10 protein-coding genes are annotated in these 15,744 nt (G+C 67.1%); 7 read left to right on the forward strand and 3 right to left on the reverse strand.

The features are described from left to right. Positions 1-29: 29 nt before the first annotated feature. The 4 genes from DIE29_RS13790 (at position 30) to DIE29_RS13805 (ending at position 6,479) form a co-directional block, all read left to right on the forward strand. Positions 30-1,646, forward strand: a complete 1,617-nt coding sequence (locus DIE29_RS13790; protein WP_162860643.1) for a diguanylate cyclase — start codon at positions 30-32, stop codon at positions 1,644-1,646. An 85-nt stretch (positions 1,647-1,731) separates the two neighbouring features. Continuing rightward, positions 1,732-3,252, forward strand: coding sequence for a threonine ammonia-lyase, biosynthetic (gene ilvA / locus DIE29_RS13795; protein WP_114650162.1), 1,521 nt, complete (start codon positions 1,732-1,734; stop codon positions 3,250-3,252). Between the two features lie 175 nt (positions 3,253-3,427). After that, positions 3,428-4,222 carry an ABC transporter substrate-binding protein gene (locus DIE29_RS13800; RefSeq protein ID WP_114650347.1) on the forward strand — a complete coding sequence of 265 codons (795 nt, stop codon included), beginning with the start codon at positions 3,428-3,430 and terminating at the stop codon, positions 4,220-4,222. A gap of 7 nt (positions 4,223-4,229) precedes the next feature. Next, positions 4,230-6,479 carry a sensor domain-containing diguanylate cyclase gene (locus DIE29_RS13805; protein WP_114650163.1) on the forward strand — a complete coding sequence of 750 codons (2,250 nt, stop codon included), beginning with the start codon at positions 4,230-4,232 and terminating at the stop codon, positions 6,477-6,479. A 7-nt stretch (positions 6,480-6,486) separates the two neighbouring features. Here DIE29_RS13805 and DIE29_RS13810 read toward each other — a convergent pair whose 3' ends face one another. After that, on the reverse strand, positions 6,487-7,098 hold the full coding sequence (locus DIE29_RS13810) for a 5-formyltetrahydrofolate cyclo-ligase (RefSeq protein WP_102042881.1): 612 nt from the start codon (positions 7,096-7,098) through the stop codon (positions 6,487-6,489). Positions 7,099-7,137: 39 nt separating this feature from the next. Here DIE29_RS13810 and DIE29_RS13815 point away from each other — a divergent pair, with 39 nt between their 5' ends. The 3 genes from DIE29_RS13815 to DIE29_RS13825 all read left to right on the forward strand — a co-directional run bounded on the left by DIE29_RS13815 (position 7,138) and on the right by DIE29_RS13825 (position 11,322). Next, positions 7,138-9,066: a lytic transglycosylase domain-containing protein gene (locus tag DIE29_RS13815; protein WP_102042882.1), complete on the forward strand. Its 1,929-nt coding sequence runs from the start codon at positions 7,138-7,140 to the stop codon at positions 9,064-9,066. An 88-nt stretch (positions 9,067-9,154) separates the two neighbouring features. Next, entirely contained in the window at positions 9,155-10,108 is a 954-nt protein-coding gene (locus tag DIE29_RS13820; protein ID WP_114650164.1) for a complex I NDUFA9 subunit family protein, read from the forward strand. Positions 10,109-10,113: 5 nt separating this feature from the next. Further along, positions 10,114-11,322, forward strand: a complete 1,209-nt coding sequence (locus DIE29_RS13825; RefSeq protein ID WP_114650165.1) for a multifunctional CCA addition/repair protein — start codon at positions 10,114-10,116, stop codon at positions 11,320-11,322. 50 nt (positions 11,323-11,372) lie between these two features. On the opposite strand, the gene DIE29_RS13830 is transcribed toward DIE29_RS13825, so the two are convergent. Then, positions 11,373-14,480, reverse strand: coding sequence for an efflux RND transporter permease subunit (locus DIE29_RS13830; protein ID WP_114650166.1), 3,108 nt, complete (start codon positions 14,478-14,480; stop codon positions 11,373-11,375). Then, the gene (locus DIE29_RS13835; RefSeq protein WP_114650167.1) at positions 14,477-15,679 is read right to left on the reverse strand and encodes an efflux RND transporter periplasmic adaptor subunit; all 1,203 of its coding nucleotides are present in this window, start codon (positions 15,677-15,679) and stop codon (positions 14,477-14,479) included. The genes DIE29_RS13830 and DIE29_RS13835 overlap by 4 nt, the downstream gene beginning before the upstream one ends. Positions 15,680-15,744: the final 65 nt, after the last annotated feature.

Raw genomic sequence — 15,744 nt, forward strand, 5'->3', positions numbered from 1 at the left:
TCGCCGATTACCGCAATCTCCCGAGTGCGATGACCACCCAGCCGCCCCATCCTTTCGACGACCGTCTCTACGCCCTGCGCACCCGCTGGGAGCAGTATCTTGCCGATGGCCAACTCGAGCAGTTCATCGAGTTCGCGGTAGCGGTCGACAGTCTGGCCGAACATTTCGCCCGCCTGCGCCTGCCCGGCCTGAGCCGGTTGTGCGAAGGGCTGGAAAAGGCCGTGCTGGCCCACATCGGTAACGCCGACTCACACCCATTGCCGGCACAGGCACGCGTCGCGCTGCAGCGTCAGATCGATGCCTTGTTCGGCTCGATCGCCACCTCGCAGCCCCGCGTTCCGGTGCGCCGCGCCGAAGAAAAAGCCTCGGCGCAGGAGCATGCTTGGCACCGGCCGCGCAGCGTGTGGCTGGTGACCGCGGCAGGGCGCGAAGACGTGGCCGATGGCCTAGAGCGCCAGCTCAATTATTTTGGTTTCCGGGTCCAACGCATGGACTGGGACAGCGAAAGCGCGGTCGAACCTGGGCAAGCGCCACTGGCCGTACTGTTCATTCCCGCCGACGGCGCAGCCGCCGGTGCCACCGAGCTGGCCCGCATCACCGCCTGCCGTCGGGCCTGTCCCGCCAGCCAGTTGTTTTATCTCGGCGTCGCCTCGGTCATCGACCCCATCGTGGCGTTGATGCGCGCCGGCATCGACGTGGCCATCCCCAACGATGAACAGCCAGCGATGGTGGTCAACCGCCTGCTCGACCTGATCCAGACCGAAGAGCAGGAGCGTTACCGGGTGCTGGTGGTGGAGGACTCGCGGGTGGCCGCCACGCTGATCTGCCGCACGCTGACCGAGCACGGCATCGACAGCCACGCCATTGCCGACCCCAGCCAACTGCTGGAAGTGCTGCAATCCTATCGCCCGGACCTGATCCTGATGGACATGCACATGCCGCGCTTCAACGGCGTCGAAGCCACCCGCGTGCTGCGCCAGATGTCCGCTTATCAAACCCTGCCCATCGTCTATCTCTCGGGCGAATCGAACATCGGCATGCAGGTCGAAGCCCTACGCCTGGGCGGCGACCAGTTTCTGATCAAACCCTTCAATCCGGTGCTGCTCGCGGCCGTGGTCAAAACCAAGATCGCCCGTTTCCGCGACATGCAGCGCTCGACCCGGATCGACGGCCTCACCGGCCTGCTCAACCACTCCGCGGCCAAAGCCCGGCTCAAGGCCATGACCGAATCGGCCGCGCCAGGCGAACGCTTCAGCGTAGCAATGATCGACATCGATCATTTCAAAGCCATCAACGACACCTACGGCCACCCGGTCGGCGACCAGGTGATCCGCGGGCTGGCCTGGTTGCTCAAGGCCCGCCTGCGCGAAGGCGACCTGATCGGGCGCTACGGCGGCGAGGAGTTCATCGTTGCGCTGCCGGGCACCGATGCGGTGTTGGCGCAGACCGTGCTCGACCGCATCCGGGGGGACTTTGCCGCCTTGCCCCACACCCATCCGGGCGGCGCGCTGTATGCCACCTTCAGCGCCGGGGTGGCCGCCTGGCCGGCCATCGACTCGGCCGCCGCACTCACGGAAACCGCCGACCGCGCCTTACTCGACGCCAAGCGCCTGGGGCGCAACCGGGTCGAAATCGCCCACAGCTGAGCACCGCGGCCGGGCGGGCGCTTGCCGCAGCGCATCATCGGCTGCTAACCTCGTTTTCTTTTGCGCCCGCTCGGAATCGCCTGCCATGACCGCTGCCGCCCCGGACTACCTGGAACGCATCCTCAACGCCCAGGTGTATGACGTGGCCATCGAGACCCCGCTCGATCTTGCCACCAACCTGTCCGCCCGCTTGCACAACCGCGTCTATCTCAAGCGCGAGGACATGCAACCGGTGTTCAGCTTCAAGCTGCGTGGCGCCTACAACAAAATGGCCCAGCTCTCCGCGCAGGCCCTCAAACGCGGGGTGATCTGCGCTTCGGCCGGCAACCACGCCCAAGGGGTGGCGTTGTCTGCGCAAAAACTCGGCGTGCGGGCGGTGATCGTCATGCCCACCTCCACCCCGCAGATCAAGATCGACGCGGTACGCGCGCGCGGTGGCGAAGTGGTACTGGCCGGCGACTCCTATTCAGATGCCTACGCACACGCGCTGGAACTGGAAAAGGCCGACAAGCTCACCTTCGTCCATCCGTTCGACGACCCGGACGTGATCGCCGGCCAGGGTACCATCGGCATGGAAATCCTGCGCGCCCACTCCAAGCCCATTCACGCCATTTTCTGTTGCGTGGGCGGCGGCGGCCTGATCGCCGGCATTGCGGCCTATGTCAAGCGCCTGCGCCCAGAGACCCGCATCATCGGCGTCGAAGCCGAGGACGCCGACGCCATGACCCGCTCGCTGGCGGCCGGCTACCCCGTGGCGCTGGAACAAGTCGGCCTCTTTGCCGACGGCGCCGCAGTGAAGAAGGTGGGCGAGGAAACCTTCCGTCTGTGCCGGCAGTATGTGGACGAGATGATCCTGGTCGATAACGACGCCATCTGCGCGGCCATCAAAGACGTGTTCGAAGACACCCGCTCCATTCTGGAACCGGCCGGCGCACTGGCCGTGGCCGGTGCCAAAGCCTACGTCCAGCGCCACGCTCTGCGCGACAAAAGCCTGGTGGCGGTGGCCTCGGGTGCCAATATGAACTTCGACCGCCTGCGTTTCGTGGCCGAGCGCGCCGAACTGGGCGAACAGCGCGAAGCCGTGCTGGCGGTGACCATCCCGGAAAAACCCGGCTCCTTCCGCAAGTTCATCGGCGTGCTGGGCCAGCGCAACATCACCGAATTCAATTACCGTTACGCCGATGCCGCCACCGCCCACATCTTTGTCGGCGTCACCGTGCATAACCGCGCCGAAGTCAGCCGGCTGACCGAAACGCTCGCCCGCCACGACCTGCCTGCAATCGACCTCACCGACAACGAAATGGCCAAGACCCATGTGCGCTACATGGTGGGCGGCCGTGCGCCACAGGTCGATAACGAACTGCTCTACCGTTTCACCTTTCCGGAGCGCCCCGGCGCGCTGATGAACTTCCTCTCCAACCTGCATTCGGACTGGAACATCAGCCTGTTCCACTACCGCAATCATGGCTCCGACTTCGGCCGGGTGCTGGTCGGCATGCAGGTGCCGCCGGGCGACCGCGCCGCCTTTCAGGCATTTCTCGACCGCCTGGGCTACGAGTACGTGGACGAGACCGCCAACCCCGCCTATCGCCTGTTTCTGGCCTGAACGCATAGCGCGGCCGGCTGCCCATCTTGGGCAGCCGGGCTGTTGCGGGCATACCACTTACGCATTAAAAGCTTGCGCTGCCGCGCCCAATCCGGGCAGCGTTTGAGCGCCGTCAATGCGTGTTTTCAACAACGGCGCAAAGCTTGACGCACAGCCGCCTCGTTTGGAGTCATCCATGCGCCGTTTAGCCTGCTTTGCTGTGGTCACTCTGGCCGCTCTGTTACCGGCGGTGTCGACCGCATCCGACAATCGTCTCGAACGCATCCAGTCCTCCGCCGCGCTACGGGTGTGCGTGTGGCCCGACTACTACGGCATCTCCTGGCGCAATCCCAAGACCGGAGAACTCTCGGGCATCGACGTGGACCTCGCGCACGAACTGGCGAAGGATCTGGGTGTGACAGTCCAATTCGTCGACAGCAGCTTTGCCCGCCTGTTCGACGACGTGCTCGACGACCGCTGCGACGTGGCCATGTTCGCCATCGGCATCACCCCTCAGCGCCAAGCAAAGCTGCGCTTCACCTCGCCGCATCTGGCCAGCGACATCTACGCCATCACTACCCGCGGCAACCGCCGCATCCGCAACTGGGACGACATCGACCAGTCCGGCATCATCGTGGCAGTGGCCAAAGGAACGCTGCACGAGACCGTGATGCGCGACAAGCTGCGTCACGCCGAACTCGCAGTGCTCGACACCCCGCACGCACGCGAGCAGGAGGTCGAATCGGGCCGTGCCGACGTTTTCATGACCGACTACCCCTACAGCCAGCGTATGCTGAACAACGCCAACTGGGCGCGGCTGATCACGCCCACCGGACCCTACCACGTCACGCCTTACGCCTGGGCGGTAGCCCCTGGAGACGATGACTGGTACCAACGCCTCGAGCAATTCGTCGCCACGATCAAACGAGACGGCCGCCTGGCCGAGGCTGCCCGCCGCCACGGTTTGACACCCATCGTGATGCCGCACTGAATTTTTCATGCACCCGGATCGTTGGAGCCGCCTGGCTGACTTTGGCTTTGTCGCCTTTCTGGCCGCCTGCCTGGCCGCGGCCGGTGCGGCGCTGTACTACCACGGCCAACGTCTGCAAGATGAGGCGGCCACTACCGAGCGCCGTCTGCTCGAGGCCGACGCACGCCACACCCTGGACCATCTGGAACAAACCTACCACGCGGTCGACCTCACCCTGCAAAGCCTGTTGGAGACCGGCTATGCCACCCATGACGCCGACACCTGGAACAGGTTGCTGAGCGATGCGCTGCGCCACGCCCCGTTCCTGCGCTCGCTGTCGCTGCTCGACGATACAGGACGGGTCACCGCCAGCTCCAACCCGGCAAACATCGGCCTGCGGCCGGCGCTGGACGACTACCTGCCGCTGGAAGCCGAGCGGCTCGGCGTGCTGCGTATCGGCGCCTTGCATGCCGGGCGCGACCTGGCCGACGGCCGCCCGCTCGGCGACCCGGCCGCCGTCCCGCCAGCATTGGGCTACCTTCCGGTCATCCGTGCGGTCAATAAGGGCGAATCGGGCACGCTCAGCCTGCTGGCCGCGCTCAACGTAGACTATTTTCTCAACCGTGTCTGGGCGCGCGAGCTTGGCCCTGGCACCTGGATCGAGGTGCTGCGTTACGACGGCGCATTGCTGGTATCCACCCGCGACTGGGCGCTCGAACCCGCCTTGCATGCCGCCAACGCCGACATCGTGGCCGGCTGGCGCGGCGGTAAGGAGCTTGGCAGCCTCGACCAGGCGCTGGCCGGGCGCACTTTGATTACCACCTGGCGGGTGGCGCGAATGCTGCCCCTCGGGGTGCTGGCCCGCAGCGACCGCACCCACGCGGTCGCCGCGGCGCGGCAGGAAATCCGCCGCCAGAGCTTGCTATTGTCGCCGCTGATCGCCTTGGCGGTCGCCGGCGTATTTGCCAGTTACTGGGCGCTGCGGCAGATGAACCGCCGCCGGATCGCCGCCCAGGAGCACGACCTCGACCGCATGGCCCGCCTGCTCGACGCACTGCCCGCTTGCGTGCTGCTGTTCGGGCAAAACGGGCGCGTCTTGCTCAGCAACCGTACCTGGCAGGCCTTCGCCGCCGAACATGCCGCCCAGCTCGCGCATGGCGCACTGCATTACCGCGACTACGCGCGGCTGTTGCGCTGCGACCCCGGTGCCACCAGCGCCGAAGAGGGCATCGGCGCGGTACTGCTCGATGCGCAAATCGCCTTCGAAGGCGAGTTCGCCTTGGCCGACGGACAGTGCGCGGTCCAAGTGCTGGTGCGGCCGTTTTCGCACGAGCGGCTGCGCGGTGTGGTGGTGCTGCAACTGGACATCACCGACCGCCGCCGCACCGAGGAGCGCAACCGCTTGCTGTACGCCGCGCTCGAAGCCGCGGCCAATGCAATCGTGATCACCGACCCCGATGCGGTCATCGAATGGGCCAACCCGGCCTTTACCACGCTCACCGGCTATAGCCGCGATGAAGCGCTCGGACGCAAGCCCAAGGAACTGGTGCGCTCCGGCCGTCAGGACGCCGCCTTTTACCGGGCGTTGTGGGACACCATTCTGCGCGGCGAGGTCTGGCGTGGTGAGCTGGTGAACAAACGCAAAGACGGCCAGCTCTACCACGAGGCGCTCACCATCACCCCGGTGCGCGACCGTAGCGGCCGGCTGGCACATTTCGTCGCGGTCAAAGAAGATATCAGCCCGCGCAAGCGCCAAGAGGAAGAACTCAAGCGCCTGGCCAACACCGATCCGCTCACCGGAGTGAGCAACCGTCGGGCGTTCATGGCGCAGCTGTCTGCCGAGCTTGCACGGGTGCGGCGCTATGGCCACAGTGCTGCCGTGTTGATGCTGGACCTGGATCACTTCAAGGCGGTCAATGATCGCTACGGTCACGCCGCTGGCGACGCGGTGCTGCAGCGTTTCACCGAACTGGCTACCGCCCTGCTGCGCCAGACCGACATCCTGGGGCGGCTGGGCGGTGAAGAATTTGCCGTGCTGTTGCCGCAAACCGACGAAGCCGGTGCCTACGGGCTGGCCGAGCGCATCCGTGTGCGCGTGGCCGGCCAGCCCATCGATTACGACGGCCACACGATCCCGCTCACCGTCAGCGCCGGTATCGCCTTGCTGGAAGTCACCGACCCGCGCGCCGACGCGGTGCTGATACGCGCCGACCAAGCCCTCTACCGTGCCAAACAGCGCGGCCGCAACCGGATGGAGTCGGCCGCCACACTGGGCTGAGCGCCGCTCACGGCCGGCTGGCGCGAAACACCCCGGCCTCGGTCACCAGCCAATTCATCGGCCGATCATGAGGCTGCGGCCGCACGCTGGGCACCCGCCCCAGTTCAAAACCCACCCCCACTGCCACGGTCTCCAGGCTCGCCAGCGTACGGTCGAAGTAACCGCCGCCATAGCCCAGCCGATAACCTTGCGCATCGAAGGCGTTGAGCGGCACCAGCACCAGATCCGGGTGCAGGGCTTCGCCGTCGGCCGGATAGGGAATACCGTAACGGTCCACCGCCATGGTCATACCCGGCTGCCAACGCCGGAACACCAGCGCACGATGACGGTCGACCACCGCCGGCAAGGCGGCACGGCGGCCCGCACCCTGCGCCAGCCAGCGTGCCACCCAGGCGCGCAAGTCGGGTTCGCCGCGCCACGGCCAGCAAAAAGCCAGCACCCGCGGCGACAAATCGGCGCACAACCCATTCAGATGCGTTTCGATACGCCGCTCCAGGGCTTGGCGCTCAGTGCCGGCCAACGCTTCACGGCGGGCCACCGCTGCGCGGCGAAGCGCCTGGCGCTCGGCCGCGGCGCTCTCGGGCACAGGTTGTGAGGGGGCGTCGGCAATCTGCTTCATGTGGTAGTTTGTACGGCAAACAGGGAGGGATGGTAAGCGATGGCAAGGGGCTTGTGGGGGGTGGTTGTAGCCGCTTTTCTGTGGGCAAGCGCGCCGGCTGCGGCGCAAAGCGGTGACGCGCGCATTCTGGCCGCGCGCGAAGCGCTGCGCAGCGGCGACCGCAACACCTTGGAGCGGCTGGCAGCGCAGCGCGAACCCCATGAACTGGACGCCTATGTGCATTATTGGCTGCTGTTCAACAAACTCGCCCGCCCGGAGCCGCCGCCGGCGGCGGAACTGCAAGCGTTCTTACACACGCACGCCGGCAGCTTACTGGCCGAACGCCTGCTCGCCGACTGGCTGCGTCGCCTGGCCAAGGATGGCCAATGGCGGGCCTTTCTGGATCTTTACCCGGCGCTCGAACGCCCCGACGAGGAACTCGTCTGTCACGCCTGGTTCGCCCGCCTGCTCTATGGCGACCCACGCGTGGCCGCCGAAGTGGCCGAGCTATGGACCGAGCGGGTCAACAATCACGCCGCCTGCCTGCCGGTGCTGCGCACGCTGGCCATCGAGCGACAGGTCACCGTGGATGCACTGTGGTGGCGCATCCGTCGCCAAGTCGAACAACGCGACACCGCCCCCGCGCTCGCCACCTTGGAATGGCTGCCGGCCGGCGAGGCCCCCGCGGCGACGGCGTTTTCGCGCGCGATGGAAAATCCCGGCCAGTATCTGGCGCGGCTGCAGCCGGCCGCGCTCGGGCCGCGCCACGGGCGCGAACTGGCGCTTGCCGCCATTGTGCGCTTGGCGCGCGAAGACCTCTGGGGAGCGCACCAATCTCTACAGCGCTTGCAGCATGCACTGGGCCCGGACATGGTCGCCCAGGCTTACGCCGCACTGGCGCTGCGCGCGGCCTACCAGCAGCTGCCGCAGGCCGTGGCTTGGTTTGCCGCCGCCGGCAACGCCCCGCTGTCTGCCGAGCAACGGGCCTGGCGGGTACGCAGCGCGCTGCGCGCCGGCGACTGGGGTCGGGTGCGACAGGCCATCGAGGCCCTGCCCGCGGCCGAGCGCGAGCAGCCCGAATGGGTCTATTGGTTGGCGCGCGCCCAGGCCGAACTGGGCAACCCGACAGCCGCCCGCCTGCTTTTTGAACAAATCGCCGGCCAACCGCATTTTTACGGCATGCTCGCCGGCGAGGAGATCGGCCAGGTTTTTTCCCTGCCGCCGCGCCGCGGCACGCCGAGCGAAGCCGATCGCGCCCGTGCCGCAGCCGATCCGGGCCTACGCCGTGCGCTGGCGCTGTACCGCCTGGACATGCGCCTGGATGCAGTGCGCGAATGGAACTGGGCGCTGCGCGGACGCGACGAAGGTTTTTTGGTCGCCGCGGCAGAACTGGCGCTGCGCCACGACATTTACGACCGCGCAATCAACACCGCCGAATTGGCCAACGCCGGCGATTATTTCGATCTGCGCTTCATCACCCCCTACCGTCAGGTCATCGAACCGCAGGTCCGCCGCCAGGGACTGGACATGAACTGGGTCTATGGCCTGATGCGTCAGGAAAGCCGCTTCATCGCCCCGGCGCGTTCCAGCGCCGGCGCCCAGGGGTTGATGCAGGTCATGCCGGCCACCGGTAAATGGGTGGCCGGCAAGATCGGTCTGCCAAACTTCAACCCGCGCATGCTCACCGACCCGGACACCAATGTGCTGCTGGGCACCAGCTACATGCGCATCATTTTGGACGAACTGGACAACCACCCGGTGCTGGCTTCGGCCGGCTACAACGCCGGTCCGAGCCGTGCGCGCCGCTGGCGCGACGAACGCCCGCTGGAAGGCGCGATCTATGCCGAGACCATTCCCTTGGATGAGACCCGTGACTATGTCAAAAAGGTGATGGCCAATACGGTGATCTACGCCGCCGTGCTCGAAGGCCGCCCACAATCGCTCAAAGCCCGGTTGGGGGTGATCGCCCCGCGTCCGCCGGGGAGCTGAAGCGGCTGGATCGGCGGGCTGCGCTTCCGCGATAATCCGCACAACGAACACCCGATTCCAATGCACAACTTTTCCGCAAGGTGACTCCATGGCCCTCAACCGCGTGGTTCTCGTTGGCGGTACCGGCTTTGTCGGTAGCGCCATTGCCAACCGCCTGTCCGCCGCCGGCGTCGGTGTGCGGGTGCCCACCCGGCGACGCAGCCGCGCCGCACATCTATTGATGCTACCTACCGTGGAAGTGGTCGAAGCCGATGTGCATGACCCCGCCACGTTGACCCGCCTGTTTGCCGACGCCGATGCGGTAGTCAACCTAGTCGGCGTGCTGCACTCGCCGCCCGGCCGCCCCTGGGGTGTGGCCTTCGAACGCGCCCATGTGGAACTGCCCCGGCGTATCGTCGCCGCGTGTGAGGCGGCCGGCGTGCCCCGGCTGGTGCATGTCAGCGCACTCGGCGCGGACCCGGACGGCCCTTCGGAATACCTGCGCTCCAAGGCTGCGGGCGAGGCGGCGATACGCACGGCCAAAGCCGCCTGGACCATTTTGCGGCCCTCGGTGATCTTTGGCCGCGGCGACAGTTTTCTCAACCTCTTTGCCAAGCTGGCACGGCTGTTTCCGCTGCTGCCGCTGGCCGGCGCCAATGCCCGTTTTCAACCGGTGTGGGTCGAGGATGTCGCCGAAGTGGCATGGCGCTGTCTCACCGACCCCACCGCCGCCGGGCAAACCTGGGAACTGGCCGGCCCGCGCATCTACACCTTGCGCGAACTGGTGCGCTATGTCAGCGCCCTGGTCGGCCATCCGCGCCCGGTGCTGGCGCTGCCCGAGGCGCTGGCCATGCTGCAGGCCGCGCTGATGGAACTGGCGCCGCAACCTCTGATGAGCCGCGACAACGTGCGCTCGATGCGGGTGGATAACATTGCCCACGGCGCGCCGCTGCCTTTCGGTCTGACCCCCACCGCGCTGGAAGCGGTTGCGCCGCTGTGGTTGGGCAAGGCCAGCGTGCGCGCGCAGCTCGACCCCTTCCGCCGCAGCGCGCATCGGAGCTGAAACCGGTGCGTTGTTACCTGGTCGGTGGCGCGGTGCGCGATGCCTTGCTCGGTCTGCCGGTCAAAGACCGCGACTGGGTAGTCGTCGGCGCCACCCCGGAGCAGATGTTGGCACAGGGCTTCCGCCCGGTGGGCAAAGACTTTCCGGTCTTTCTCCACCCTGAAACCCAGGAGGAGTACGCGCTGGCGCGCACCGAGCGCAAAACCGGTCGTGGCTACACCGGCTTTGCCTTTCACGCCGCGCCCGAGGTCACGCTGGAAGACGATCTGGCCCGCCGCGATCTGACCATCAATGCCATGGCCCGCGACCAGGAGGGCCGCCTGATCGACCCCTTCGGCGGCCAGCGCGACCTTGCCGCGCGGCGCTTGCGTCACGTCGGCCCGGCCTTTGCCGAAGACCCGGTGCGCATCCTGCGCGTGGCACGTTTTGCGGCGCGCTTTGCCGATTTTTCGGTGGCACCGGAAACCATGGCGCTGATGCGCACCATGGTGATCGACGGCGAAGTCGATTATCTGGTGGCCGAACGGGTGTGGCAGGAGCTGGCCCGCGGTTTGATGGAAGCGGCGCCATCGCGGATGATCCGGGTGCTGCGCGACTGCGGCGCCCTGGCGCGCATTCTGCCCGAACTGGATCGCCTGTTCGGCGTGCCCCAGCCGCCGCAACACCACCCCGAAATCGACACCGGCGAGCATGTGCTGCAGGTCATCGACCGCGCCGCCGCCACCGCCCAGCCCTTGGCGGTACGCTGGGCCTGCCTGTTGCACGATCTGGGCAAAGGCGACACCCCGGCCGAGCGCCTGCCCCACCACTACGGGCATGAAGCCCACAGTGCGCGGCGCGCGCGTGAAGTGTCCGAGCGCTTCAAAGTGCCCGCCGAGTGCCGCGAGCTGGCCGAACTGGTTGCCCGCGAACACGGCGTCATCGCGCGGGTGGCCGAATTGCGCCCGGCCACCGTGGTCAAGGTTCTCGAACGTTGCGACGCACTGCGCCGTCCGGCCCGCTTTGAACAGGTTTTGGCCGCCTGCGCCTGCGACCGCCAGGGCCGCCCAGGTTTTGAACAGCGCGACGACGCCCCGGCCGCACGCTGGCGCGCGGCACTGGCCGCGGCACGGGCGGTGGATGCAGGCCGCATCGCCCGCGAGTGCGCTGACCGCGCCCAGATCCCGGCGCGCATCCATGCCGCGCGGGTGGCCGCGGTGTCGGCCGCTCTATGACAGACGGTCGACTATGCCGCAGCAGACCTACCGCAGTACTTTTCAACCCTCTATGCGCCCACCCCGACAAACGACAGCCGGCGCGCCATCCAACCCTTGAAACTTTCCAGCAGCGACAGCAGCGCGGGCACGAAAAAAAGCACCAGCGCCGCCGAGAAACCGAGCCCGAAGGCGATCGAAGCGGCCATCGGAATCAAGAACTGAGCCTGCAGCGAGGTTTCGAACAGCAGCGGAGTCAAACCGCCGATGGTGGTCAGCGAAGTCAGTAACACCGCGCGCAGACGCCCGCAGGCCGCGCCCACCAGGGCCTCCTCGAAGGCCACACCCTGACGGCGCAAGTCCTGGAACAGACTGACCAGAATAATGGAATTGTTCACCACGATGCCGGCCAGGCCGAAAAGACCGAACAACGACAGGATGGTGAGATCGATTCCGATCGCCCAATGGCCGAAGATCGCCCCGGCAAGCCCCAGCGGAATGGCCGACATCACCACCAGCGGCCAACTCCAGGACGAAAATGACCACACCAGCACCAGGTAGATCAGCGCCAGGCCAAGCACCAGGCCGGTGCCCATGTCGGCCATGGTTTCGCGCTGGTCGGCCGCACGCCCCTCGAAGCTGTATGCCACGCCATGGGCGGCGGCCAGTCGAGGCAGGGTGCTGCGCGCAAGTTCGGCGCGGATCGCCCCGGCATCGTAGCGCGCGGTATCGACTTCGCCGCTCACCTCCACCGCCAGCCGACCGTCGGCATGACGCAGCGCTTCGAAGCCGCGCCGGGTCTCCCAGCTCGCCACGGTGGCCAGCGGCACAAAGCGCCCGTCCGGCGTGCGGATGAGGATGCGGTCGAACACATCCAGCCGGCTGCGCTCGGCGTAGGGCAGCAGCACCCGCACTTCCAGTTCGTCGCGCCCGACTTGCACCAGTTGGGCAAGGTGACCGTCGAAGGCAGCACGCAACTGGCGGCCCAGGCTCTCGGTGGTCAGGCCCAATGCTTCGCCGGCCGGGGTCAGACGGTAAATCAACTGTTCGCGGCCGAAAGGCATGTCGTCCTCGGTGTCGGTGACCCCGGGAATGCCGCGCAAGGTCTCGGCCAGCGACAGCGCCGCGGCCTTGAGCGCTTCGGCATCGTCGCCGGTCAGACGCACGGTGAGATCGCGCCCGGGCGGGCCGGACTGGCGCGCCGAGATGGTCAGTTGCTCCAGGCCGGTGGTGGGCGCAATCTTGGCGCGCCAGGTGTCGATGAACGCCGCATTGCGCACCTCGCGCGCATCCGGCGGCGACAGCTCCACCAGGATCGAAGCCAACTGGTCGCCGGTGGCGCCGCTGCCGGCCGCGCCCAGTGTGCCCCCCAGACGCGCCACCGCAGTGCGCACCAGACCGCCGCCCAGTTCGCGGTCGGCCTCATACAAGGCGCGTTCGAGCTCGCGCAAGAACGCCGCGGTGTGCTCGCGCGGGGTGCCGGCCACGAAGGTGGCGTTGGCATAAAGCACTTGCCCTTCCGGCGTCGGGAAAAAATTGAAGCCGACCCGTCCGCCCGCCATCAAGCCCAGCGCAAGAATCATCAACCCCACGCTGATCGCCACGGTGGCGCCGCGCCAAGCCAGTGCAAGGCGCACCAGCGGACGGAAACGTTGCTCGCGCCAGCGCTCGAAACCATCGTCCAGCCGGCGACGCAGCGGCGAGATGCGGCGGCCCGCCTCCCCGGCGAGTGCGCTACGCAAGTGCGCCGGCAAGATCAGGAAGCTCTCCAGCAACGAGGCGGTCACCACCATGATCATCACAAACGGGATGTCGCGCAGAATGTTGCCGATCACCCCGCCGACCAGCATCAGCGGCAAAAAGGCAGCGATGGTAGTGAGCGAAGCCGCGATCACCGGCCCCAGCATACGCCGCGCCCCGCCCAGCGCGGCGTGCTCCGGCCCTTCGCCCAGCCGCCGGTGGGTGTCGGCGTCCTCACTGACCACGATGGCATCGTCGACGATGATGCCCAGCGCCATGATCAGCGCAAACAAACTCATCATGTTCACCGTGCCGCCGAACACCTGCATCAGCCCCAAGGTGGCCAGAAAAGCAGTGGGGATGCCGACCATCACCCACAGCGCCACCCGCGCCGGCAAAAACAGGTAGAGCACCGCCACTACCAGCACCAGACCGGACAGGCCGTTCTTGATCAGCAGGTCGATGCGGTCACGGATCAGTTCCCACTGCGCATCGAACACTTCCAGGCGCACCGAGGGCGGCAGACTCGGGCGGGTACGCGCCAGCCAGTCCTCCAGCACCTGCGCGGCGCGCAGCGAATGGCCGGATTCGGCGCGCTGCAAGATCATTTCCACCACCGCGTCGCCGCGCTCGGACAACTCCAGACTGCCCGGGCGCGGCTCGCGGCCAATGCGGGCGATTTCGCCCAAGCGCAGCAGGCCGTCGGCGTCGCTGACCAGCGGCAAGCTGGCAAAGGCGTCGGCGCTGCGGCGCTGTTCCAGAGCGCGAATCTCGCGCGCGCCGTCGGCTGCGCCGGCCACCCCGGCGGGCACATCGCGCGCCAGTTGGGCAACCCGCTCGCCGACATCGACCAGCGACAGGCCCACTGTTTCCAAGGCTGCTGAGGGAATCTCGATGGCGATGCGCTCTTCGGGCAGGCCGGTGAGCGTCACCCGGTCGATGCCGGCAGCAAGTAATTCGCGTTCGAACTGGCGCACCCAGGGGCGCAGTTCCTCCACGCTGTGCCCGCGCACCAGCACACGGGCAATCGGTTCGTAACGCGCCAGCCGGCTGACCTGGGGGGTTTCGGCCTCACGCGGAAGATTGCGAAATTCGTCTACCCGCTGGCGCACCTGATCCAAGGCCAACAACGGGTCGGTGCCTTCTTCCAGTTCCAGGGTGATGCTGGACACCCCCTGTGCGGAAGTAGACGTCATTTTTTTGAGCCCGTCGATATTTTTCAGGCGCTCTTCCAATGGCGCAGTGATACCGGCTTCCACGTCCTCGGCTGCGGCACCGCTCCACAGCACCCGCACGCTGATCACATCCAGCTCGAAGGGCGGAAAAAACTGCACATTCATGCGGGTCACACCGCTCACCCCGAGCACGAAGGCCAGTACCATCAGCACATTGGCCGCCACCCGATGGCGGACCAGCATGGGCAGCAAACCGTGCTTCATGGCGCCACTCGCATCTCGGCACTGCCCTCGACCACCTCGACTGCCAGGCCATCGAGCGCATTGGGCAGGTGGGTGATCATCACCGGCGCCTCAGGCACAAGACCTTCGGCGCGGACCAGCGCGCGGACCTGCTCACCATCACGGCGTTCGCCGACACGGTGTACCCGCACACCCACCAGCCGCCCGTCACGCACTTGGTAGATGCGCTCGCCGCCATGCAGCGCGGCCCACGGCAGGCTCAACACCCCGTGCACCAGCGGGCGTTCGAGCACCGCGTTGACGAAGGCGCCCACCGGAACCGCAGCCGCTTCATCCAGGCGCAGCAGCACCTCTACGCCGCGCGCATCCGCTTCGCCGGCAATGCGTTCCAGGCGGGCAGGCAGAAGGCTGCCGCCAAACTCGGCGGTTGCACCCAGCGTCTCACCGGCGGCCAACGCGCCGCGCAACTCCTCCGCATAGATCGCCGGCACTCGGGCGCGCAAAAACAGCGCATCGGCAGGATACAGGGTGAGCAGCGCGGCACCGGCCTGCACCTGGTCGCCGGCGGCTACCTGCACTGCGCCGATACGCGCATCGAAGGCGGCACGGATTTCACCGCGCTCGGCATCGCGCTCGGCTTCGGCGAGCTTGGCCTGCAATTGCGCCAGGCGGGCGGGGTGTTCGCGGATCGCTTGTTCGCGCTGGGCCAAGGTCAGCCGTGCGCGGGCCAACTCCTCACGCGCCTGATCCCAGGCACTCTCGGCGCTGAAGCCCTTGTCCTTGAGACGCTCGAAACGCGCCACCTTGGCCTCGGCCAGCGCCAGCAGGGTGCGTTCCTGTTCGATGGCCAGCCGGTCGGCACGCTGGCGGATCAGTTCGCGTTCCAGGTCGGCGCGCGCCAGCGCCAGACGCGGCTGCAGATCGCGCGGGTCCAGCCGCACCAGTACCGTGCCAGCCGCAACCGGCTCGCCGTCGCGCACCCGCACTTCCAGCACCCGCGCCGACACCGGCGCCGCGGCCCGCACCCGGTCGGGCGCCTCGATACGGCCATAAAGGGTCAGCGTCGGGCGCGCCGACACCGGCTGCACCGGCTGCGCAGCAACCCGCCAGATGCGCTCGCGCACTTCGACCGGCGGCGGCGCAGGTCGGGTGGCTTTGAGAATTCCAAAGCCCACCATCGCAAGCACGATGATCCCCACTGCCGCCAGACGCCGATGCATGGTGTTCCCAAACCTGAATGAACTATGAAGCGGCGCCTGGGCGCCGAAAATTTTATTAGTCTATG

Origin of the sequence: Pseudothauera hydrothermalis (genome assembly GCF_003345255.1) — a bacterium.
GTDB classification, from domain to species: Bacteria; Pseudomonadota; Gammaproteobacteria; order Burkholderiales; family Rhodocyclaceae; genus Pseudothauera; species Pseudothauera hydrothermalis.